The following is a 21,901-nucleotide window of genomic DNA, read 5'->3' on the forward strand; positions in this document are numbered from 1 at the left end:
GTTAGATAATAATTATCTTGCTGGTGGTACGTATAGTAATCCACCTTTAGTCCAAATTTGGTTTGGACCTCTGTCAGGTAAAATACCAGTATCAGCGATATTTCTCTTGTAGCTTTCTCCGTAATTACCAACTTGTTTGATAATTCTTAAGCTCCAATCGTTATCTAAACCAAATGCTGCACCTAATTCACCTTCAGCACCAACAAGTCTTTTAATTTGTGGGTTATCAGAAGTTTTCATCATGTCAGCGTTTGCAGAATTAATACCGTACTCTTCAGCTTCGATCATTACGTTTAGTGACCATCTTACGATGTCTTCCCAAACTGCATCACCTTGACGTACTACAGGTCCTAGAGGCTCTTTAGAAATAGTCTCTGGTAACACTATGTGATCATCAGGGTTAGTCATTTTTGTTCTTTGTGCCGCTAGACCAGATTTATCAGTTGTGTAAGTATCACATCTGCCTGAGTCATAAGCTGCTACAACTTCATCAGCTTTTTCGAAAGCAACTGGCTCATAAGAAATTCCTTTTGAATTAAAGAAGTCTCTCATGTTTAGTTCAGTTGTAGTTCCGATGTTAGTACATGCTGAAATTCCATTTTTGAATTGGCTCGTAGAAGTAATTCCTGAGTCTTTTCTTACCATGAAACCTTGACCATCGTAGAAGTTAACTCCAACGAATGTTAAGCCAATGTCAGCATCTCTAGAAAGTGTCCAAGTTGTGTTTCTTGATAAGATATCAATCTCACCAGAAGTTAGGGCTGTAAATCTTTCTTTAGCACTTAGTGGAGTGAACTTAACTTTATTCGCATCACCTAATACTGCAGCAGCAACCGCTCTACATACATCAACGTCAACACCAGTCCAATTTCCAGCTGCGTCAGCATTAGAAAATCCCGGTAGACCTTGAGATACACCACATCTTACGAAACCTTTTTTTTGAGTGTTCTTAAGAGTTTTTGACTTCTTAGCGGCCATTGTTTCTGTTGTAAAAGCAAACAGAACTGCAACCATAGCAACTAGAGAAGTTAATTGTTTTACGTATTTAAACATATTTTATTCCTCTGTTTTATTTATTTATTTGTTAACAAATAATTCAAAATGATTTGAATTAGGTTAATTGTTTATCATTTTACAAAGATGATCAAAGTAAAATTGATCTTTATAAGAATTATTCTATCTACATGTAGTGTCTCATTAAAAGATGGCTATTATATCTAGTAATGGTGCGCTCTGGTGGACTCGAACCACCGACCCTCGGTTTAGAAAACCGATGCTCTATCCAGCTGAGCTAAGAGCGCCAATTAATACAAATGTATTTATAGTATGAATTTAATTTTTAAAAAGGAATTTTTTACAAATAATCAATAAAGTTAGAAGCTCAAGTCTGCCAACAATCATAAAGAAAATTAGATAATATTTAGTCATAAAATGCAGGTCATAAAAGCTAAAATCACTTAAACCAAACATTGAAGAATTTACAGTATTCATTATTGTTAAAATTGAGAGCTTAAAAGAGCTTTCAAAATCTATTCCACTTAGTGTTAATAAAAAAGTTAAGATTAATAAAGAAATTATAAAAACTATTACAGATAAAAAATATTTATAAATTTCACCTAGTTTAAAGGAATCTTTTGAAAACAAATGTTTGTTTATGTAAATATTTTTAGGTCTACTGTAAGAAAGAATTTCGTTGATTGAATATTTAAATAAAGAATAAATTTTTAAAAATCTAATACCAGAACTTGTAGAAAAAAAAGAACCACCAATAATAACCAATACTAAAAAAACAAAAGATAAATTGTTGGGTGAATTATTCAGAGAAAATCCAACATTAGATATACTGCTTGTTAAAGATAAAAATAATTCACTAAAATTATTTTCAAAATTTAAAAATACAAAAAAAATAATCAATAAAAATAAGAAATAAAATAATAAATGAATATCTTCATTAAAGAAATTAAGATTATGATTTTTTGTAAATATTAAATTGTAAATCAAAAAAATACTAAAAAAAGAAGATAGTAATAAAATTGAAGTAATTACAACTTGGGAATTATTAATCAAAATATTAGACAAATTATTTGATGGTAAAAAACCTCCTGATGAAATTATGGTCATAGCTAGATTTAGAGAATTAAACAATCTAATATCAAAGAGACTTAAAATTATAAAAATTAAAAATGTAATCAATGAATAAAATAGGAATATTTTTAATGCTTGTTTGAAAGTTTCAGATTTATTAAAAGATAAAAAATTAGTTAAAGATTTTTTAAAACTATGATCAAAAATATCCATTAATAGTATTATCGAAAATAAAAAATAAAGACCTCCTATCCACTGAGATGAAGATCTCCATAATATTAAGCTTTGATCAATGTGGTTGATATTGTCAAAAATAGTAAAGCCAGTTGAAGTGAAGCCAGAGATTGACTCGAAGAAAGCATTAATAAAAGTTAAGTTATAAATACTAAAGTAATAAGGTATTGAAATTACCAATGGTAATAAAAAATAACCAAGAAAAATTGTTAATATTTTTTCATATATTGTTATTTTCTTTTCATCATTACTTTTTGTGTAATAAAATAGTATAGCTAAAAAAACAGAGACTATAAACGTGTATATGTATGTATTTAAATTTAGATAAAGATTTAGATAGTAAGAGTAAGTGATATTGAAAAAAGCTAAAATTGAAACTATCCCAAAAAAAACACTCAAGTAAATGAGTTTAAAATATTTCATTAAATTAAATAGAGCTTATACGAAACATGTTTTCTACAACATGTAAGAAATCTTTTTTAGCCAAAAGAACAACAATATCTTGTTTTTTAAATACAAAATTTAATCTAGGGATAATTACTTCATCACCTCTCAAAACTGCACCAATTCTTATCTCATCTGGCAAGTTTGAATTTTTTAATTCTTTATTTACCAGTTCAGAAGTTTCGATAATTTCAGCTTCAATAATCTCATATCCACCATTCAAAATACTGTAAGCATTTTCAATTGTTCCTTTGTGAATATGCTTTAAGATACTTGATACAGTATTCATTCTAGGATCAATAAAATCATCAATTTTTAAAGAAGTTTGTAAAAGAGAATAATTAGGCTTATTAATTAAAGCCATAGTTCTTTTTTCACTTAATTCATCATTATCTTTAGCAAATTTTTCGACTAATACACTTACCATTAAATTATCTTCGTCATCGTTTGTTAAAGCCAAAACAGTTTGAACCTCTTCTAAGTTTGCCTCTAGTAAAACCTCTTCATCGAGCGCATCACCATTTATAACAATTGTGTTATTTAATTGGCTTGCAATAAGTTCTGCTCTTTCTTTGTCCTTTTCTATTATTTTAACTCTTATAGAATCAAAGCTTTCTTCTAAATTTTTTGCTAAGTTAAAACCTATATTTCCTCCTCCAATAATTAGGATCTTATTAGAAATTTTTTCCGTATGACCAAAAGCTGCTAAAGTTTCGTTCATTTGTGAGGCATTAATTATAACATAAGCTTTGTCATCTTTAAGCATTACGTCAGTTTTTTTTAATAAAGCAAATTTTTCATCTCTAATTACACCCATTATATTTGAATTTAGTTTTGGAAATTTTTTGGTAAGTTCATTAAGTTTGATATCTTTTATTGGACAATTTCCATCTATCAAAATCTCAAGCAATCTAATTTTATTATTAGCAAAAGGAACATTGTCTAGTGAACCAGGAGCTTCTAGTTTTCTTTGAAGTGACTTTGCTATCTCAATCTCAGGTGAGATAATAACATCTATTGGTAAATTTTCTTTATTATAAACTTTTGTAAATTTGGGATTTAAATAATCTTGTGACCTGATCCTTGCTATTTTTTTTGGAACATTAAATATCGAGAATGCTATTTGACATATCAACATGTTAATTTCATCATTACGTGTTACTGCAATAATCATATCTGCGTCAGTAGCGTTTGCTTTCTCTAAAATTGATGGATAGGTAGCTTTACCCACAATAGACTTAACATCTAATGTGTCATCAATCTTTTGTATATCTTCACTTGATTGATCAATTACAGTTATGGAGTGCCCTTGCTCACTTAAAATTTTTGCGATAGTAAAACCTACTCTGCCAGCTCCACAAATTATAATATTCATTTAGTTTAATTCCTTGATCCCTAAACCTTTAAGCTTTCTATGTAAGGCAGACCTTTCCATTCCAATAAAATTAGCAGTTTTTGATATATTGCCATTAAATTTATTTAATTGTTTAGTTAAATACTCTTTTTCAAAATTTTCTCTAGCCTCTTTTAGTGGTATAGATAAAGAGTTTTCTGATGGTATATTCATAATATCAGGCGTTTTTAGAGATTCTTTAATAATATTTGAAATTTTATCAGTACTATCAGGCGAAAGTATTGCTATTCTCTCTATTAAATTTCTTAATTCTCTAACATTCCCTGGCCAATCATAATTGAGTAGATAGTTATTATTTGTATCAATACTTAGTTTTTTTAAATTATAATTTGTTGAGATTTTTTCAGAAAAATATTCAACTAAAAAAGGTATGTCAGAAACTCTATCTTTTAAAGAATCAATATTAATTTCAAATACATTTAGTCGATGATATAAATCTTCTCTAAAATTGCCATTTTGTATTTCTTTTTTTATATCTTTGCTAGATGAGCATATAATTCTTACATCAACATTAATATCATGATTACCATTAATTCTCTTAAATTTTTGATCTATTAAAACTCTTAAAATTTTAGATTGGGTATCAAGTGGGATTTCAGAAATTTCATCTATTAAAAGTATACCCTTTGATGATTTCTCTAAAGCACCATAAGTTATAGAACCATTATCTTTTTCTTCACCAAACAATTCTAATTCATATTTTTTATTATCAAGTAATGCGCCATTTAGAATAACAAAAGGACCTTTCTGTCTTTTGGACTCTTTATGTATTTTTCTTGCTATCAATTCTTTACCAGACCCAGTAGGTCCATTGATAAAAATTCTACTTTCAGAAACTGATATTTTATTTATTTGATCTTTTATTTTTTTAATATTATCACTAACGCCAATTAGTTCATAAGAATAAAAAAGTTTACTTTCAAATTCTTTATTCTTATTTTTAAGATTCAAATTTTCAACAGCTCTATTGACAAAATTTAATAATCTCTCCTGATTAAAAGGTTTTTCAATAAATTCGAAAGCACCAGCTTTTAAGGCTTTAATTGCCATTTCAACGTTTGCATGCCCCGTAATTATTATAACTGGAATATTTTTATCCTTAGTTTTAATATGTGATAAAAGTTCTAGACCATCATTGTCACCTTTGTCCAACTTAACATCTATAATTGCAACATCTGGAAGTTTTTTATCAATCTCGTTTAAAGCTTGATTGTAGTTTGCAGCCAATCTTGTTTTGTAACCAGCTTCAATAATTAGATCATTAATTATATTTCTAATATCTGCATTATCATCAATAATTAATATTTCTGTACTCATCATTTTGCAAATATAATTTCTATTTTTGCACCATTTACAAGAGAAACAAAATTAATTTTTCCATTATGATCATTTATTATTTTATTAACAATAGATAAGCCTAAACCGCTACCTTTTTTCTTTGTTGTAACATAAGGATTTAGAATATTTTTAATATTATCAGCAAATTTCCCAAATCCTAATCCGTTATCAATAATTATAAAGTTAATTTTTTCCACATTTTCATTTATAGAAATATCAATTTTTCCTATAAAATTAGCGTCATTTTTTTTTTTATCCAGTATACTCTCGATAGAGTTTTTAATTAAATTGAAGAAAACCCTGCTTAATTGTTCACTATCAGAATTCATGAGCATATCAGGTTTATCTGTCTTAAAATCAATTATAATTTTATTATCCAGTTCATTTGATAATTTAATGTTATCTTTTATCAAGGAAACTAGGTTGTTATCTTTAAGAATAGGTTTTGGCATTCTGGCAAAATCAGAAAATTCATTAACTAAATTTTCAATTTGTTTAATTTGTTTTCCAATAATCAATAAACTCTTAGAGAAATCATCTTTTTCATTATCTTCAATTTTTTCTGAGTATTTGCTCTTTAATCTATCTATTGTTAATTGAATTGGTGTAAGTGGGTTTTTAATTTCATGAGCTAATTTTCTTGCTAAATTTTCCCAAGCTTCGTGTCTTTCTTTAATTATAAGTTTTTCTTGTTGTGATTTTAGTTTATCTATCATTAAATTAAAATTTTGATTTAACACTTCCATGTCTTTATCGGTTTTAATTTCTGGTACTTTAATATCAAGATTACCTTTTCCAATATTGGAGGAAGCTATAATCAAATTATTGATAGATCTAAAAAATCGTGATGAAAATCTTATAGCAATTGATATGGATACAAATAACAACAATGAGACTATGACAAGATAAATAAATACAAATGATATCTTTATTCCAGTTTGTTTGTTTAAAACTGTATAGTAAAAATTAAGTGCTTCTTGAAACTCAAGTAAATATTGAGAAATTTTTTTATCTAAATATTTGACTATATACAAATACTTTCCATCTAAATTTTCAAGTTTTATAATAGATGCTGTTTGATTTTTAAAAGCATTAATAATTTTAAGTGGTCTTTTATCATTTTGAACCATTTCTAAAGCATCACTTAAAGGTGGAGTATACAAAGTGTTATCTTCTAAAGTTGATAAATATAAGCTTCCATTACCTTCAATAATGTGTACTTCGTCCATACCTCTAATTAATTTTTGAGTATTTAGAAAACTTTTAAATTGATTGATATTTGTGTTTAAAAAATTGATACTTTTGTTTAAATCAAATGCTATTAAAATTATCTCTGATTGAGTTTTAGTCCTAACTTCTTCTGTATAACTTTTTGCAATTTCATAAGAGTTGTTAACTGCTGTTGTTATTTTCTTATCTAAATATTTATCAAGAGCAAAAGAAAGAAGAAATAATGAAAATAAAGAAATTAAAATTGAAGGTATTAAAGTAAATAATGCAAAAAATGTTATATATTTTCTATTGGCTTTAGAGCCACTTACATCAACATCTATCTTTAAGGAATTTCTTACTTCTGAAAATATCATAAAGAAAAGAAGTATTAACAATCCAATATTTCCAATTAATAAAATCTGGAGATTATTGTCAGATAATTTTAAAAAACTTTTATCAATAAACGTTAAAAAGGTTACAAAACCTATGAATAATGTGATTAAAAATATCACAATGATAAATATATTTTTTTTAATAAAATCAATCATAGTGGACAAAATAATGTGTTATATATTTTTATCATGAATAATTGCTTTATAATACTTGCTGGAGGCGAAAGTAAAAGATTTAATTCAAATATTCCAAAACCCTACACAAATTATAAAGGTAAGCCTTTATTATTGCACTCAATTGATAAGGCTAAAGTATTTAATAAGTTTAATAAAATTATTCTTGTAATAAATCAAAAACATAAAAATTATATAAAAAAACTTAATATCAAAAACATCGAAATTATCACAGGTGGTAAAACAAGAGCAGAGTCTGCCTATAATGCCTTAAAAAGCATTAAAGAAAATAATTTTAAAAATGTAATAATTCATGATGCTGCAAGACCAAATTTTTCTCTAAAACTTTTAAAGAAATTAATGGATAGATTAAAAACAAATGATTGTGTAATTCCTGCGATTCAAACTGCAAATTCAGTTAAGCAAAAATTTTCAAAAATTGTTAAAAATTTAAAGAGAGAAAATATTTACTTAATTCAAACACCTCAAGCTTTTAACTATAAAAAACTTTACGCACTTCAGGATAACAAAAGTACAGAAATTACTGATGATGCAAATTTGTTTGTAAGAGCTGGCAAAAAAATAAAAATCATAAAAGGTGAAATCACTAATAATAAAATTACAATAAACTCAGATATTAAGTTTAATAATTTAATAAAATTTGGACTAGGTTTTGATGTTCATAGGCTGGTTCCTAATAAGAACCTTTACATAGGTGGAATTAAAATACCCTCATCTATTGGTACATTGGGTCATTCAGATGGAGATCCTGTTTTACATGCTGTAACTGATGCAATTCTTGGGGCTTGCTCTATGGGTGATATTGGTGAAAAATTCTCTGATAAGAATAAGAAATTTAAAAATATTAGATCTACCATTCTATTAAGTAAAATAATTAAGCAAACTATAAAAAAAGGTTATCTAATAAATAACCTCGATATTAATATTATTACTCAAAAACCTAAAATTCAAAAATACAAAAAACAAATAACGAATTGCATCGCAAAAATCTGTAATATTTCTCCTACACAAATTAATATAAAAGGTAAAACAACTGAAAAGTTAGGTGTGATCGGTAAGGAAAAAGCAATAGCTTGTGAGGTAATAGCCTCAGTTATTAAAAATGATTAAATCTTTCAACTCATTATTTGTGACGATGTTTGGTCTTGGTAAAATTAAATATATGCCTGGAACTTTTGGGTCTTTAGCAACTATAATTATTCTTTATTATCTATTCCACACTTTAAATATTTCACCAAATATGATTTTAGTTGGGTTAATAATAATATTTATTTACTCATTTTATGCCGTTTCAAGTCATATAGAAAATAGTGAAAATAAGGATCCTGGTGAAATCATAATTGATGAATTTATAGGTCAATCAATTCCTATATATCTTTATGAGATATCACATGGAACAACAAAAGATGCGGGTGAAGCTATCGTTTATTATGCTCTATTTTTTATTCTTTTTAGATATTTTGATATTATGAAACCATTTCCCGTTAGCTTTTTTGATAAAAACTTTAAGAATAGTTTTGGTGTAATTATGGATGATATCTGTGCTGGTTTTTATGTGGTTCTAACCCTTGTGTGTTTTATGATTTTAAAGAGCTATATTTTATAATGAAAAATATTGTAAAAAAATTAATCAAAAAAAAACTTAAAATATCTTTTGCCGAGTCTTGCACAGGGGGGATGTTAGCTGCATCTATTACTTCTATTAATGGTGCATCTAAAATATTCAACATAGGTCTTATTACCTATTCTAACCAAGCAAAAATCGATATTTTAAAAGTAAATAAAAATGTTATCAAAAAATACGGAGCTGTTAGCGCTGAATGTTGTGAGGCTATGGTTAAGAATTTAGCGAAGATATCTAAAGCTCAAATAAATGTATCTGTCACTGGCATTGCCGGTCCTAATGGTGGAACTAAAAAAAAACCAGTCGGACTAGTCTATATTGGGATAAAAAGATCTAATAAAATTGTAATAACTAAAAATATTTTTAAACAAAAAACAAGAAACTCAATTCAAAAAGCATCAGTTAAAAGAGCTTTGGATATTGTTAGTTCTTTAATTTGAGCAATCTTTTACAATTTTTTTATACTGTTTCAGCTCTTTTTTGGAAAGCATCAGCAATTTTATTTAAACCAAATTCAAATGATTTTTCCATTAACAAATTCAAAAACTTATTTTTAATTTCAAAATCAACGTCAAAATAGACCTCAGTCATGTTGTTATTTTCTACAAATTTCCAATTATTTTGCAAGTGCTTTAGTGGGCCATCTAAATTAGTAACATTAATCGTATCATCTTTTTTATTAAATCTAACATCGCTTTTATAAGTGTCGCTAAAGGGACCCTTTCCAATTGTTAAATCTGCTATGATTAAGATTTGATTATTTCCTTCTTTTCTATCATAAACTTTAAAGTCTAAGCAAAAAGGGATAAATTCTGGATATTTCTCTATATCTAAAACAAACTCAATAAGTTTATCTTTTTTTTTATTTATGTTTCTTTTAACTGATGCCTTAGGCATTAATGATTGTTAATTCTATTTTGTTGAAGTTTAGCAAAATCTTCATCTGCATGGTATGAAGATCTAGTTAAAGGTGTCGATGAAACTAATAAAAATCCTTTAGATTTTGCAATAGTTTCTAACTCTTTAAACTCATCTGGATTGTAATAACGATCTAAAGGGTGATGCCTTACAGAGGGTTGTAAATATTGACCAATGGTTAAAAAATCTACCTCTGCAGCTTTTAGATCGTCCATGACTTGAATAATCTCTTCTTTATTTTCACCTAATCCAACCATTAAACCTGATTTAGTGAAAACATTTTTATTAACTAACTTTGCATTCCTTAAAAGCTCTAATGATGAAAAATATCTAGAGCCTGGTCTTACTTTTAAATAAAGTCTAGGCACTGTCTCAATGTTATGATTAAAAACATCTGGATTAGCTTCTAGTACCTTTTTATAAGCATCTCCTTTTCTAAGAAAATCAGGTGTTAAGACTTCAATTGATGTATTAGGATTTTTTTTTCTTGTTTGATTAATTACTTCATAAAAATGATTTGATCCTCCATCTTCGAGATCATCTCTATCAACAGAAGTAATTACAACATGTTTTAAATCTAATTTTTTTACAGCTTCAGCAATCTTAACAGGTTCAAATGAGTCTAGTTTTCCAGGTTTGCCAGTTTTTACATCACAGAAAGCACATGCTCTAGTACAGGTATCACCCATAATCATAAATGTTGCATGACGCTTACTCCAACATTCTGTAATATTTGGACAATTAGCTTCCTGACAAACTGTTACTAAATTATTTTGATTAACAATAGTTTTGGTTAAGAAGAATTCTTTACTGTTAGTTAATTTAGACCTTATCCAATCAGGTTTTTTCTTAATTGGATTTACAGGTTTGTTAACTTTTTCTGGGTGTCTTGGTTTAATTGTCATTCTTTTTAATTATATAGAGGGTCTCCCCTTCTTTGCCAAACATAAATTTTTCTCTGATTAAGGTTTCGACATAATCTAGGTCTAATTTAGTACTTAATAGAGAATTTTTAAATTCAAGCTCTTTGATTTTGTTAGATAAATTAGCTTCTTCAATTTTTAGATTAAATAAAATTTCTTTTTTTTTGAAATAAGAAAAAAGACCTCTTTCACCATCTAGAAGGTTAAAGAAAAAATAAAGTATTAAAAAAGTAGAGATTAATAAAAAATAATTTTTTTTTAATTTTCCCAGCATTAATGAATTTTACTCATTGATGCTTTTTTTCCAAGCTCTTCTTCTATACGTAATAATTGATTATATTTTGCAACACGTTCAGATCTAGCTAGAGAACCAGTTTTGATTTGATTTGAATTTGTACCTACAGCAAGGTCTGCTATAAAAGTATCTTCACTGTCTCCAGATCTGTGAGAAATTATTGTTTTATACCCGATAATTTGTGCAAACTTAATAACTTCAAGTGTTTCAGATACCGTACCAATTTGATTAAGTTTAATTAATATGGAATTTGACGAGTTGTTTAAGAAACCCTTTTTAAGTCTTTCTAAATTAGTTACATACAAATCATCTCCTACTATTTGTACATTTTGAGTGTTTTTCATTAATTTACTCCATGCCACCCAATCATTTTCTCCAAATGGATCTTCGATAGATTTGATTTTGTATTTATTTATTATTTTTTTATATTCTCTAATAGATTGATCTACCGAAACAAATTTTTTTGAATGAATAGAGTATTTATCTTTTTTAATTAATTCATTTGCTGCAACATCTAAGCAAATCGAAACATCTTTGCCATTTTTAAAACCAGACTTATTAATTGCAGCAACGACTAAATCTAAAGCTTTTTCATTGCTACTAATCATTGGAGCAAAGCCCCCCTCATCTCCTACAGAGGTTGATAAACCCTTTTTTATAATCAGCTTTCTTAAATTATTAATTATAACAAAACATATTCTCATTGCCTCTGAAAAGTTTTTAGCTTTATCAGGTCTAATCATAAACTCTTGAATTCTTAATCCATTATTAGCATGCGCTCCACCATTAATAATATTCATTAATGGGTAAGGTAATCTGTAATTATTTTTTACTAAAAAAGTTTTATATAAAGGAACTCTCTTAATTTTAGCAGAAAGTTTCTTAGCAGCCATAGAAACTGCTAAAATAGCATTAGCACCTAAACTTGTTTTTTGGCGGGTGCCATCAAGATTGATTAAGATTGTATCAATACGTGTTTGGTCGTGAATATTTGCACCTCTTAATCTTTTTGAAATTTTTGTATTAACTAAATTGACTGCACCTAAAACACTTTTACCTAAATATTTTTTATTATTGTTGTCTCTTTTTTCAAATGCTTCGTAAGTTCCAGTTGAAGCACCTGAGGGACAAATAGCTGAGGCACTTAAATTTTTTGAATAAACTTCTGCTTCAATTGTTGGGTTTCCGCGGCTATCAAAGACTTGACGAGCTTTTATCTTTAAAATCTTACTCATTTATTTTTTAATTAGATTATCTATTTCAAATAATTGAGATAGTAATTTTTCTAATTTATCTAGTGGAACCATATTAGGTCCATCTGATGGAGCATTATCTGGGTCTTGATGTGTTTCAATAAAAACACCCGCAACACCAACTGCGACCGCAGCTCTTGCTAAATATTCAACAAACTCTCTTTGACCACCACTGGTCTCGCCTAAACCTCCAGGTTGTTGGACTGAATGTGTAGCATCAAAAATAACAGGATAACCATTTTTTGCCATAATAGGTAAAGACCTCATATCAGAGACAAGGGTATTGTAACCAAAGCTGGCCCCTCTTTCTGTAACTAAAATATTATTATTACCTGAGTCAGCAATTTTTTTTGTAACATTAACCATATCCCATGGTGCAAGGAATTGACCTTTTTTAACATTTATAATTTTCCCAGTTTTGGCAGCAGCAATTAATAAATCTGTTTGCCTACATAAAAATGCAGGAATTTGTAATACATCAACATGAGGAGCTACCACTGCACATTGTTCAGCATTATGTATGTCAGTTAATATTGGAACATTTAATTCTTTTTTAATCTTATCAAAAATAGGTAAAGATTGTTCAAGACCCATACCTCTTTGGCCTTTTAAACTTGTTCTATTAGCTTTATCAAAAGATGTTTTGTAAACAAAACCCATATTAAACTTAGAAGTAATTTCTTTAATCTTACCTGCCATATCCATGGCATGTTGTTCGGTCTCAAGTTGGCATGGGCCAGCAATAATAAAAATTTTATTATTGTTTGAAATTTCTATATTTCCACAATTAACTTTTATATTTTTCATTTATGATTTTTAGCAGCCTTGATAAATGATGAGAATAAAGGATGTGGTGCTAAAGGTCTAGATTTAAATTCTGGGTGAAATTGGACAGCTATAAACCATGGGTGGTTGTTTAGCTCAATAATCTCTGGTAATTTTTTATCTGGAGATAATCCTGAAAAGATAAGGCCATTATTTTCAAATTGATCTTTATAGCTAATATTAACCTCGTATCTATGTCTGTGTCTCTCTTGAATTGATTTAGATTTATAGATTTTTCTAATCAGTGAATTTTCTTTTAATCTGGCCTCATAAAGACCAAGTCTCATGGTACCACCAAGATCTTTATCTGTTCCTTTAATTAATTTACCATCCTTATTCCATTCAGAGATTAATCCAATAATTGGTGTTCCTCCAGATTTAAACTCACTTGATGTAGCTTTCTTTATATTTAACTTATTCCTTGCAAATTCAATAATGGCCATTTGCATTCCAAAACAAATTCCAAAAAAAGGAATTTTTTTCTCTCTAGCATATTTAATTGCTTCTATTTTACCCTCTGTTCCTCTTTTGCCAAATCCACCTGGTATCAGAATTCCAGAAACTCCTTTTAATTTTTTTTTAATTTCATAAATTTTCAAGTTTTCAGAATCTATTCTCACTAAATTAATTTTTAAATTATTATCAATACCACCGTGAGTTAAGGCTTCGTCTAATGATTTATAAGCATCTTTAAGCTCAACATATTTTCCAATGATTGCAATATTGATTGATTTTTTTGTGTGCAGAACAATTTTAGTGATTTTTTTCCAAGGATTTAAATTAACTTTTTTTTTTGATTTTATTTTAAAATATTCAAGTACCTGTTTATCTAAATTTTCTCTATTGAAGCTAATTGGCGCTTCGTAAATAGTTTTAACATCAACAGTTTGAATTACATTTTCAATTCCAACATTACAGAACAAGGATATTTTTTTTCTATGCTCCAAAGGTATGGCCCTTTCAGATCTGCAAATAATAATATCTGGTTGTATGCCAAGACTTCTTAATTCTTTTACTGAGTGTTGAGTGGGTTTTGTTTTTATTTCATCTGAAGCTTTAAGGTACGGGACTAGAGTTAAGTGAATAAATAAAGCATTTTTTTTTCCTACATCATTAGAAAATTGTCTAATAGCTTCAACGAATGGGAGGCTTTCTATGTCACCCACTATTCCACCAATTTCACAAATTACAAAGTCTTCTTTTGATGTGTCACTTTTTATAAAATCTTTAATACGGTCAGTTATATGTGGGATAACTTGAACTGTTTTTCCAAGGTATCCTCCTTTACGTTCTTTTTTTAAAACATCGCTATAAATTTTTCCAGTTGTAATATTGTCAGATTTTTTTGCAGATATTCCAGAAAATCTTTCATAATGACCTAAATCTAAATCTGTTTCTGCACCATCATCTGTTACAAAAACTTCACCATGCTGAAACGGACTCATCGTTCCTGGGTCAACATTTAAATAAGGATCTAATTTTCTTAAACGTACGTTAAAACCTCGAGATTGTAATAAGTATGCAAGGGAAGCCGAAGAAAGACCTTTTCCTAATGAAGAAACCACACCGCCGGTTACAAAAATATATCGCGCCATGGTATTATCTTATAGCGATTAATTAATGAGTTTAAAAGGATTAATTATTGTTTTCAGGAATTGAAGGTGTATCACTAGACTTTTCTTCAATGATATCCAATACGGAAGATGTGGGTGTTAACTCACCTCTAGAAATTATTGTTAAAGCTAAGCTACAAATTATGAATAAAGTTGCAACTACTGCTGTAGCCTTGCCCATAAAATTACCAGCAGATCTGGAAAGCATAAAATTATCTTGAGAAACACCTATGCCAAGTGCTCCACCTTCAGATTTTTGGACTAGTATCAAAAGCACAAGTACTGTTGCTAGTACTAAGTTGACTACTAGTAGAATATTTTCCATGAGGGTTAACTATATGTTTTTTTGACTATATCAATAAATTTTTTAGCATTTTGAGATGCTCCACCAATTAAAAAACCATCAATATTATTAATTTCTCTTAAGATTGTTATATTTTGGGGATTTACAGAACCCCCATATAAAATTTTTGGTAATTTATCTTTAAATTTACTTTTGATGAATTCTACTGTTTTAAAAAGATCTTGAGGTTTCGGTATAAGACCACTGCCTATAGCCCAAACAGGTTCATAAGCTAAAAAAATATTTGATTTATTTTTAATATTTTTTAAACCAATTTTAATTTGTTTGGATAAGGTTGAGCGTGTCTTTTTTTTTCTTTTTTCACTTAAAGTTTCACCGATACAAAAAATAACTTTTAATTTAGCTTCAAGAGCACTTTTAATTTTTAGATTAATTAGTTTATCACTTTCACCCTGTTCTCTATTTTCTGAATGACCAATGATTACAAAATGTGCACCAATATTTTTTAACATACGGGAATTAACATGACCTGTGTGAGCACCATAATCTTTACTTTCATGACAATTTTGTCCACCAATACCAATTTGACAATTACTAAATTTTTTTGAAAAAGAACTTATTAAAGTATTTGGAGGGCAATAAATTAATCTACCTCCCTTTATTTCTTTAGATTTTGAAAATTTAATAACTTTATCCAATGTATTTAAGGAAGATAAATTCCCGTACATTTTCCAATTTGCTACAAAATACATATATTTATTTGTCATAATGAAAAATTTAATCTATAGCTTGATATTTTAAAGATCAATAAATTAATAATGTAATGATAAATCCATTTAAAAATTTTACAAAAAAAAAGATTGGTGGCTTGATACTGATTTTTGTTATTATAATAGCTTTTGGCTTTGGTGGATTTGGTGGAGGATTTAGTACTGGAAATCAAAATAATATAGCTAAGATAAATAATACTAACATTTCTACACAAGATTTTATGAATTATTTAAATGAATCAGGATTAAGCCAACAAGTAATAAAAGAAAATATTGATAAAAATATTATTGAAGAACTTTTAACTACATTAGTATCTACAAAACTTCTTGATCTTGAAATTGACGAACTTAATCTTTCAATCACAGAAGATGTATTGATTAGAAAAATTAAAAATAATAAAAATTTTCAAGATGAAAATGGATTATTTCAAAGAACATTGTATGAAAAATTTCTATTAACAAATAACTCTTCAGCACCAATGTTTGAGATACGATTAAAAAATAATGAACTTCAAAAACAATTATTTACCTACATAAGTGGCGGAACAAAAACACCAGAGTTTTTAATTAATAAATTTTATAAAGAAAATAACAATAAATTAGATATCCAGTATATCGATCTAAGCACCTTTTATAAGAAAAATGAAATGTTTACAGATAATGATATTAAATTTTTTGTTGAAGAAAATGCAGAAAAATTAAAACAAGATTACATTGATTTCTCTTATGTTAAAATTAGTCCAAAAAATTTACTAGGTATTGATGATTTTAATAAAGCATTTTTTGATAAAATTGATGATATAGAAAACCAAATATCAAAAAATATTGACTTTAAAACTATAGTTAAAAATTTAAATATGTCCCCTACTGAAGTTAATTCATACATAAATCTTGATGATAAAAAAATAGTAGAAAATATGATCTACAATTCTAGAAAAGATAAAATTGAAATTCTTGAAAAAAATGGTGCTTATGTTTTTTACAATATAAATAATTCAATCTCTAAATTACCCGATCTTGAAAATCCCATATTTAAAGAACAAATTACAAACCTTCTATTTCAAAAAGAAAAGTTTGAATTTAATAAAAATATTTTAGATAAAATAAATAAAAAAACATTTAATCAAGCTTCATTTGACGAACTTGGAAAAAATAATATAAGAGAAATTAAATTAGATTCTATAAAAGATACTAAAAAATTTGAAACAAACTCTATTCAAATACTCTACTCTCTTCCTGTAAATTCATTTACATTAATTGCAAATAAAGAAAATGATGTGTTCATTGCAAAAACTGTTCAATACGAAGAAAATAACATTAACAAAAATTCTACTAATTTTGAAAAAATATCTTCTGAAGAGGGAGCTCAAAGCAAAAACAATATCTTAAAATCATATGATTTATTTTTAAATAACAGATACCAAGTTGTTGTGAATGAAAAAACACTTGAGCGAGTTAAAAATTATTTTAAATAATGTTAAATCGAAACTTTAATGATTTTAAGTTTCAGCATAAAAGAAACAAAAATCAAATCCTCTATACCGCAAGAAAAATAAGAAATGACGACGAAGTCTTAAATCTAATTGATAATTTTCTTCTAGAAAAAAATAGTTTTGTTTTTGAATCTGTAGAAAAGGGAAAAATAAGAGGTAGATATACTATTTTTGGTAAAAACCCTGATAAAATTTGGGAATTCAATAATAACAATTCATATTTAGTTACAAACAAAACTAAAAAAAGAATTATAGGAAATCCTGAAAAAATTATAGAAAAGATAATTGAAGGATTTAAATTTAAGATACCTTCAGGACTGCCTCCTATTAGTTCACTAATTTCTGGTTATTTTTCTTATGACTCAATTAGATATATAGAAAAAATACCAAACAAATGTATAGATGATTTAAAACTCCCCGATGTAAGGCTTTTAAGACCAAGGGTGTTAGTTATTCACGATAACTTAAAAAAGAAGATTTTTTATATTGTTAATATCTTTAAGGATGAAAAAATTACAAATTATAAAAATAAATACATTGAAATTGAAAGCCAAATTAATGATTTATTAATTCAAGCCTCTCTTCAAAAAAAAGATTTTAATAAAAATGTTATCACCAATATAAAAATTAAATCCAACACCACCAAAAATAAGTTTTTAAAGATGGTGAATAAAGCAAAAAAATACATAAAAATTGGAGACATTTTTCAAGTCGTCTTAAGTCAAAGGTTTGAAGCTAAATTATCTAAAAAACCATTGGAAATTTATAAAAAACTTAGAATTACTAACCCCTCTCCATTTATGTATTTTTTTAATTTTGATGATTTTCAAATTATAGGAGCTAGTCCAGAAATTTTAGTTAGACTAAGAGATAACAAAATTACCGTTAGACCAATTGCCGGAACTAGACCTAGAGGTAAAAATTTAAAAGAAGATAAATTTTTTGCTAAAGATTTACTTAAAGATAAAAAAGAACTTTCTGAACATTTGATGCTGCTTGACTTAGGAAGGAATGATGCTGGTAAAGTTTCTAAAATAGGAACTGTTAAAGTTACAGAAAGTTTTATGATCGAAAAGTACTCTCATGTAATGCATATAGTTTCTAATGTGATGGGTGTTTACAATAAAAAATTTTCAAAATTTAAATCACTACTTGCTGGATTTCCTGCTGGAACTGTTTCTGGTGCACCAAAAATTAGAGCTATGGAAATTATTGATGAACTGGAAACGACTAAAAGAAAAGTTTATGCTGGAGGGATAGGTTATTTTTCTGCAAATGGTGAGTTTGACACATGCATTGCCTTAAGAACTGCAGTTGCAAAAAACAAAAAATTCTATGTTCAAGCTGGTGCAGGGATAGTAGCTGACAGTAATCCAATTAAAGAATACGAAGAAACTGTAAATAAGGCAAAAGCTTTAATGAATGCGTTAAAATAATGAAAATTATATTAATAGATAACTATGATAGTTTTACATTCAACTTATATCATTATGTGTCATCACTCAGTGTTACGGTTGATGTAGTTAGAAATGATAAAATTACCCATCAACAAATATTGAAGAGTAAATATGACAAAATTATTATATCGCCTGGCCCTGGTAATCCTAATCAATCAGGAAATTGTATTAAAATAGTAAAAGCACTTTATAAAAAAATACCCATTCTTGGTGTTTGTTTAGGTCATCAAATTATTGGTCAAGTTTTTGGTTCAAATATTATTCAAGCAAATAAGTTAATGCATGGGAAAACGAGTATCATAAAATCAAAAAAAATAGGTATACTTAAAAACCTTCCTGCTAAATTTGTAGCTACAAGATACCATAGTCTCATGGTTGATAAAAAAACGTTATCTGATCAACTTGTAATTACTGCTGAAACAAAAGATGGGGTTATCATGGGTATAATGCACAAAGAATATAACATCCACGGTGTTCAATTTCACCCTGAAAGTATAAAAACTATGATTGGAATTAAAATATTAAAGAATTTTATTAATTACAAAAGCGCATGAAAATTTTCATAGATAAATTAAAAAATAAACAAGACTTATCGTTTAATGAAAGCAAAAATGCTTTTGAAATACTAATGGACGGTAAAGCATCAGATGATGAAATATTTGATTTTTTAACACTACTTTCAGCTAAAGGTGAAATCTCAGATGAAATTGCTGGAGGAGTTTACGTACTAAGAAATAAATCTAAAAGAGTTAATGTTAATGATTGTATTGATACCTGTGGTACAGGTGGAGACGGCATGAATACACTCAATATCTCAACAGCATCAGCGCTACTTCTATCTAGTATGGGCATTAAAGTGGCAAAACATGGCAATAAGGCTGTTTCCTCTAAATGTGGGTCTGGTGATGTTTTAGAAGCTTTAAACATAAAAATAGATTTAGATCCTAAAGATATTGAGGAGCAAATTAAAAAAAATAATTTTGGTTTTATGTTTGCACCAAATTATCACAATGCAATGAGATTTGTTGGACCTACTAGGAAAAAAATAGGCAAAAGAACAATCTTTAATATGATTGGTCCTTTGAGTAGCCCTGCCCTAGTTGAAAGACAAGTAGTTGGTGTTTTTGATAAAAAGCTATTAAAAATTTTTGCTGATGCTTTGAATAATTTAAACATTAAATTTGCATGGATTGTAAATAGTGAAGATGGATTAGATGAAATATCACCCTATTCAAAAACTAATGTAGTTCAATTAAAAAATGGTGAGGTTTCTGAAATAGTAATCGATCCTATAAAACTAAATATAAATGCAAATGAATTTAAAGATTTGCTTGGTGATGATGCAAAATTCAATGCAAACAAGATGTTGGATATATTTAAAGGTGAAGATAATGATTTTTCTAAAGCCGTTTGTTTAAATGCAGCAGCAGGACTTATTGTTTCTGAAAAACATGCAGTATTTGTTGATGCATATAATGAAGCAAGAACACATATTTTATCAGGAAAAACATACAATGACTTAAAGGAAATTCAAAATGTCTAAAGACGTTCTAAAGGAAATTATTAAAAAAAAAGTTGAAAAAATTGATTTATTAAAAAAATCAATTTCATTAAATTCTTTAAATGAACAAATAGATCAAAATAAAACATATATTAACTTTAAAGATAAAATTCAAAATAATGTTGATAATAATAAAATTTCTTTAATTGCAGAAATAAAAAAAGCAAGCCCATCTGCTGGTGTAATAATAGATAATTATAACCCTATAGAAATAGCAAAAATCTATAATAATAATAAAGCAACATGTTTATCAATTCTTACTGAAGAAGATTTCTTTTTAGGTAATCTAATTGATATTAGCAAAGTAAAAGAAAAAATAAACTTACCCGTTCTTTGTAAGGATTTCTTTATTGATAAATTTCAAGTACCTCTTGCAAAAAGTTATGGAGCAGATGCAATATTAATTATATTAGCTGGTGTCTCTGATGACCTTGCTAATGAATTATACGAAGAAGCTCTGAAACTTAATATGTCAATAATTGTTGAGGTGCATACAATTGAGGAAGCCAAGAAAGCTCTTAACTTTAAAGAAGCATTAATTGGAATAAATAATAGAAATCTTAAAACTTTAAAAACAGACCTTAATACAACTTGTGATATCTATAACGTTTTAAGTAATCACTCATCTCCTATAATTTCTGAAAGTGGAATTAAGACAAAGGAAGAACTTCTTTCTTTAGAAAACAAAACAGAAATAAAAACTTTTTTAATTGGTGAATCACTTTTAAAAAATTTAGATAAAAATTCGATTTTTTCGGTTCTTTAGTCAAATAAATACCTATTTATAACACTTTTTAGCTATTGCTGAATTAGAAGAACACTTGTAGAACAGATTTTGTACTTTATTTGTTCTTATGTTAACTAAAAAACAAAAAAACCTGCTTTTATTCATCAACAAAAAGTTGAGAGCCTCAGGTGTATCTCCTTCATACGAGGAAATGAAGGATTCTTTAAATTTAAAGTCTAAATCAGGAATTCACAGATTAATAAGTGCCTTAGAAGAAAGGGGTTTTATTAGAAGGTTAGCTCATAAAGCAAGAGCTTTAGAGGTTATAAAGCTTCCTGAGACAGCTTCTGCTAATGATATTTATAATAGCTTTTCACCTAGTGTTATCAAGGGTGGTCTAGATACAGAAAAAACCTACTTAAATGAAATGGAAATACCTGTGCTAGGTAGCATAGCTGCAGGAACACCTGTAGAGGCAATACAAAATGAAGTTTCTCGAATACCTCTTCCAAGTAATCTTGAAAAAAATGGTCAATATTTTGGTCTAAAAGTTCAAGGTGATTCAATGATTGAAGCTGGCATTAATGAAGGTGATACAGTTATCATAAGAAGATCTGATACTGCGGATAATGGTAAAATTGTTGTAGCTTTAATAGATGAGCATGAGGCAATGTTGAAAAGAATTAGAAGAAAAGGAAAAACTGTAGCACTTGAAAGTGCAAATAGAAATTATGAAACTAAAATATTTGGTCCAGATAGGGTAAAAGTTCAAGGTGTTCTAGTATCTTTATATAGAAACTTCTAAGAAAATAGTTTAAAAATCA

At 27.6% G+C, this 21,901-nt stretch carries 22 protein-coding genes and 1 tRNA gene; 9 read left to right on the forward strand and 14 right to left on the reverse strand.

Annotated features, from left to right (window positions below; genetic code table 11):
• Positions 1-12 precede the first annotated feature (12 nt).
• The 6 genes from ABXT61_RS03570 to ABXT61_RS03595 form a co-directional block, all read right to left on the reverse strand.
• Entirely contained in the window at positions 13-1,053 is a 1,041-nt protein-coding gene (locus ABXT61_RS03570; RefSeq protein ID WP_415315887.1) for an amino acid ABC transporter substrate-binding protein, read from the reverse strand.
• Between the two features lie 171 nt (positions 1,054-1,224).
• Positions 1,225-1,301 (reverse strand) — tRNA-Arg (locus tag ABXT61_RS03575).
• 31 nt (positions 1,302-1,332) lie between these two features.
• Positions 1,333-2,742: a TrkH family potassium uptake protein gene (locus tag ABXT61_RS03580; RefSeq protein WP_415315888.1), complete on the reverse strand. Its 1,410-nt coding sequence runs from the start codon at positions 2,740-2,742 to the stop codon at positions 1,333-1,335.
• Between the two features lie 4 nt (positions 2,743-2,746).
• The gene (gene trkA, locus ABXT61_RS03585; RefSeq protein WP_415315889.1) at positions 2,747-4,138 is read right to left on the reverse strand and encodes a Trk system potassium transporter TrkA; all 1,392 of its coding nucleotides are present in this window, start codon (positions 4,136-4,138) and stop codon (positions 2,747-2,749) included.
• On the reverse strand, positions 4,139-5,494 hold the full coding sequence (locus ABXT61_RS03590; protein ID WP_415315890.1) for a sigma-54-dependent transcriptional regulator: 1,356 nt from the start codon (positions 5,492-5,494) through the stop codon (positions 4,139-4,141).
• Positions 5,494-7,275 (reverse strand): ATP-binding protein, encoded by a 1,782-nt coding sequence (locus ABXT61_RS03595; RefSeq protein WP_415315891.1) that lies wholly within the window; start codon positions 7,273-7,275, stop codon positions 5,494-5,496. The genes ABXT61_RS03590 and ABXT61_RS03595 overlap by 1 nt, the downstream gene beginning before the upstream one ends.
• Before the next feature lie 33 nt (positions 7,276-7,308).
• Between ABXT61_RS03595 and ispD the strand changes: the two genes are divergently transcribed.
• From ispD to ABXT61_RS03610, 3 genes are read left to right on the forward strand one after another with little or no spacing between them, the layout of a single operon-like run.
• A complete protein-coding gene (gene ispD / locus ABXT61_RS03600; protein ID WP_415315892.1) occupies positions 7,309-8,424 on the forward strand; it encodes a 2-C-methyl-D-erythritol 4-phosphate cytidylyltransferase in 1,116 nt (371 codons plus the stop codon).
• Positions 8,417-8,920 (forward strand): phosphatidylglycerophosphatase A, encoded by a 504-nt coding sequence (locus ABXT61_RS03605; protein ID WP_415315893.1) that lies wholly within the window; start codon positions 8,417-8,419, stop codon positions 8,918-8,920. Before ispD ends, ABXT61_RS03605 begins: the two co-directional genes overlap by 8 nt.
• Positions 8,887-9,378 (forward strand): CinA family protein, encoded by a 492-nt coding sequence (locus ABXT61_RS03610; RefSeq protein ID WP_415315894.1) that lies wholly within the window; start codon positions 8,887-8,889, stop codon positions 9,376-9,378. The genes ABXT61_RS03605 and ABXT61_RS03610 overlap by 34 nt, the downstream gene beginning before the upstream one ends.
• A 19-nt stretch (positions 9,379-9,397) precedes the next feature.
• On the opposite strand, the gene ABXT61_RS03615 is transcribed toward ABXT61_RS03610, so the two are convergent.
• From ABXT61_RS03615 to ABXT61_RS03650, 8 genes are read right to left on the reverse strand one after another with little or no spacing between them, the layout of a single operon-like run.
• Positions 9,398-9,835, reverse strand: coding sequence for a type II toxin-antitoxin system RatA family toxin (locus ABXT61_RS03615; RefSeq protein WP_415315895.1), 438 nt, complete (start codon positions 9,833-9,835; stop codon positions 9,398-9,400).
• Complete coding sequence (gene lipA, locus ABXT61_RS03620) at positions 9,835-10,761, reverse strand: lipoyl synthase (RefSeq protein ID WP_415315896.1); 927 nt, start codon at positions 10,759-10,761, stop codon at positions 9,835-9,837. Before lipA ends, ABXT61_RS03615 begins: the two co-directional genes overlap by 1 nt.
• Positions 10,751-11,053 carry an FtsB family cell division protein gene (locus ABXT61_RS03625; RefSeq protein WP_415287017.1) on the reverse strand — a complete coding sequence of 101 codons (303 nt, stop codon included), beginning with the start codon at positions 11,051-11,053 and terminating at the stop codon, positions 10,751-10,753. The genes lipA and ABXT61_RS03625 overlap by 11 nt, the downstream gene beginning before the upstream one ends.
• Entirely contained in the window at positions 11,053-12,309 is a 1,257-nt protein-coding gene (gene eno, locus ABXT61_RS03630; protein WP_415315897.1) for a phosphopyruvate hydratase, read from the reverse strand. The genes ABXT61_RS03625 and eno overlap by 1 nt, the downstream gene beginning before the upstream one ends.
• The gene (gene kdsA / locus ABXT61_RS03635; RefSeq protein ID WP_415314297.1) at positions 12,310-13,134 is read right to left on the reverse strand and encodes a 3-deoxy-8-phosphooctulonate synthase; all 825 of its coding nucleotides are present in this window, start codon (positions 13,132-13,134) and stop codon (positions 12,310-12,312) included.
• Positions 13,131-14,747 carry a CTP synthase gene (locus ABXT61_RS03640; protein ID WP_415315898.1) on the reverse strand — a complete coding sequence of 539 codons (1,617 nt, stop codon included), beginning with the start codon at positions 14,745-14,747 and terminating at the stop codon, positions 13,131-13,133. Before ABXT61_RS03640 ends, kdsA begins: the two co-directional genes overlap by 4 nt.
• Before the next feature lie 40 nt (positions 14,748-14,787).
• Entirely contained in the window at positions 14,788-15,090 is a 303-nt protein-coding gene (gene secG / locus ABXT61_RS03645) for a preprotein translocase subunit SecG (protein WP_415314295.1), read from the reverse strand.
• A 5-nt stretch (positions 15,091-15,095) separates the two neighbouring features.
• Positions 15,096-15,836: a triose-phosphate isomerase gene (locus tag ABXT61_RS03650; protein WP_415315899.1), complete on the reverse strand. Its 741-nt coding sequence runs from the start codon at positions 15,834-15,836 to the stop codon at positions 15,096-15,098.
• A gap of 56 nt (positions 15,837-15,892) precedes the next feature.
• Here ABXT61_RS03650 and ABXT61_RS03655 point away from each other — a divergent pair, with 56 nt between their 5' ends.
• From ABXT61_RS03655 to lexA, 6 genes are all read left to right on the forward strand, one after another.
• Positions 15,893-17,314, forward strand: coding sequence for a SurA N-terminal domain-containing protein (locus ABXT61_RS03655; RefSeq protein WP_415315900.1), 1,422 nt, complete (start codon positions 15,893-15,895; stop codon positions 17,312-17,314).
• Positions 17,314-18,768: an anthranilate synthase component I gene (trpE, locus tag ABXT61_RS03660; RefSeq protein WP_415315901.1), complete on the forward strand. Its 1,455-nt coding sequence runs from the start codon at positions 17,314-17,316 to the stop codon at positions 18,766-18,768. Before ABXT61_RS03655 ends, trpE begins: the two co-directional genes overlap by 1 nt.
• Positions 18,768-19,343 carry an anthranilate synthase component II gene (locus ABXT61_RS03665; RefSeq protein ID WP_415315902.1) on the forward strand — a complete coding sequence of 192 codons (576 nt, stop codon included), beginning with the start codon at positions 18,768-18,770 and terminating at the stop codon, positions 19,341-19,343. Before trpE ends, ABXT61_RS03665 begins: the two co-directional genes overlap by 1 nt.
• Positions 19,340-20,332: an anthranilate phosphoribosyltransferase gene (gene trpD / locus ABXT61_RS03670; protein WP_415315903.1), complete on the forward strand. Its 993-nt coding sequence runs from the start codon at positions 19,340-19,342 to the stop codon at positions 20,330-20,332. Before ABXT61_RS03665 ends, trpD begins: the two co-directional genes overlap by 4 nt.
• Positions 20,325-21,116 carry an indole-3-glycerol phosphate synthase TrpC gene (locus ABXT61_RS03675; protein ID WP_415315904.1) on the forward strand — a complete coding sequence of 264 codons (792 nt, stop codon included), beginning with the start codon at positions 20,325-20,327 and terminating at the stop codon, positions 21,114-21,116. The genes trpD and ABXT61_RS03675 overlap by 8 nt, the downstream gene beginning before the upstream one ends.
• 88 nt (positions 21,117-21,204) lie before the next feature.
• Positions 21,205-21,882, forward strand: a complete 678-nt coding sequence (gene lexA / locus ABXT61_RS03680; RefSeq protein ID WP_415315905.1) for a transcriptional repressor LexA — start codon at positions 21,205-21,207, stop codon at positions 21,880-21,882.
• The last annotated feature ends 19 nt before the right edge of the window (positions 21,883-21,901 follow it).

Origin of the sequence: Candidatus Pelagibacter sp. Uisw_137 (assembly GCF_047720245.1) — a bacterium.
GTDB lineage: Bacteria > Pseudomonadota > Alphaproteobacteria > Pelagibacterales > Pelagibacteraceae > Pelagibacter.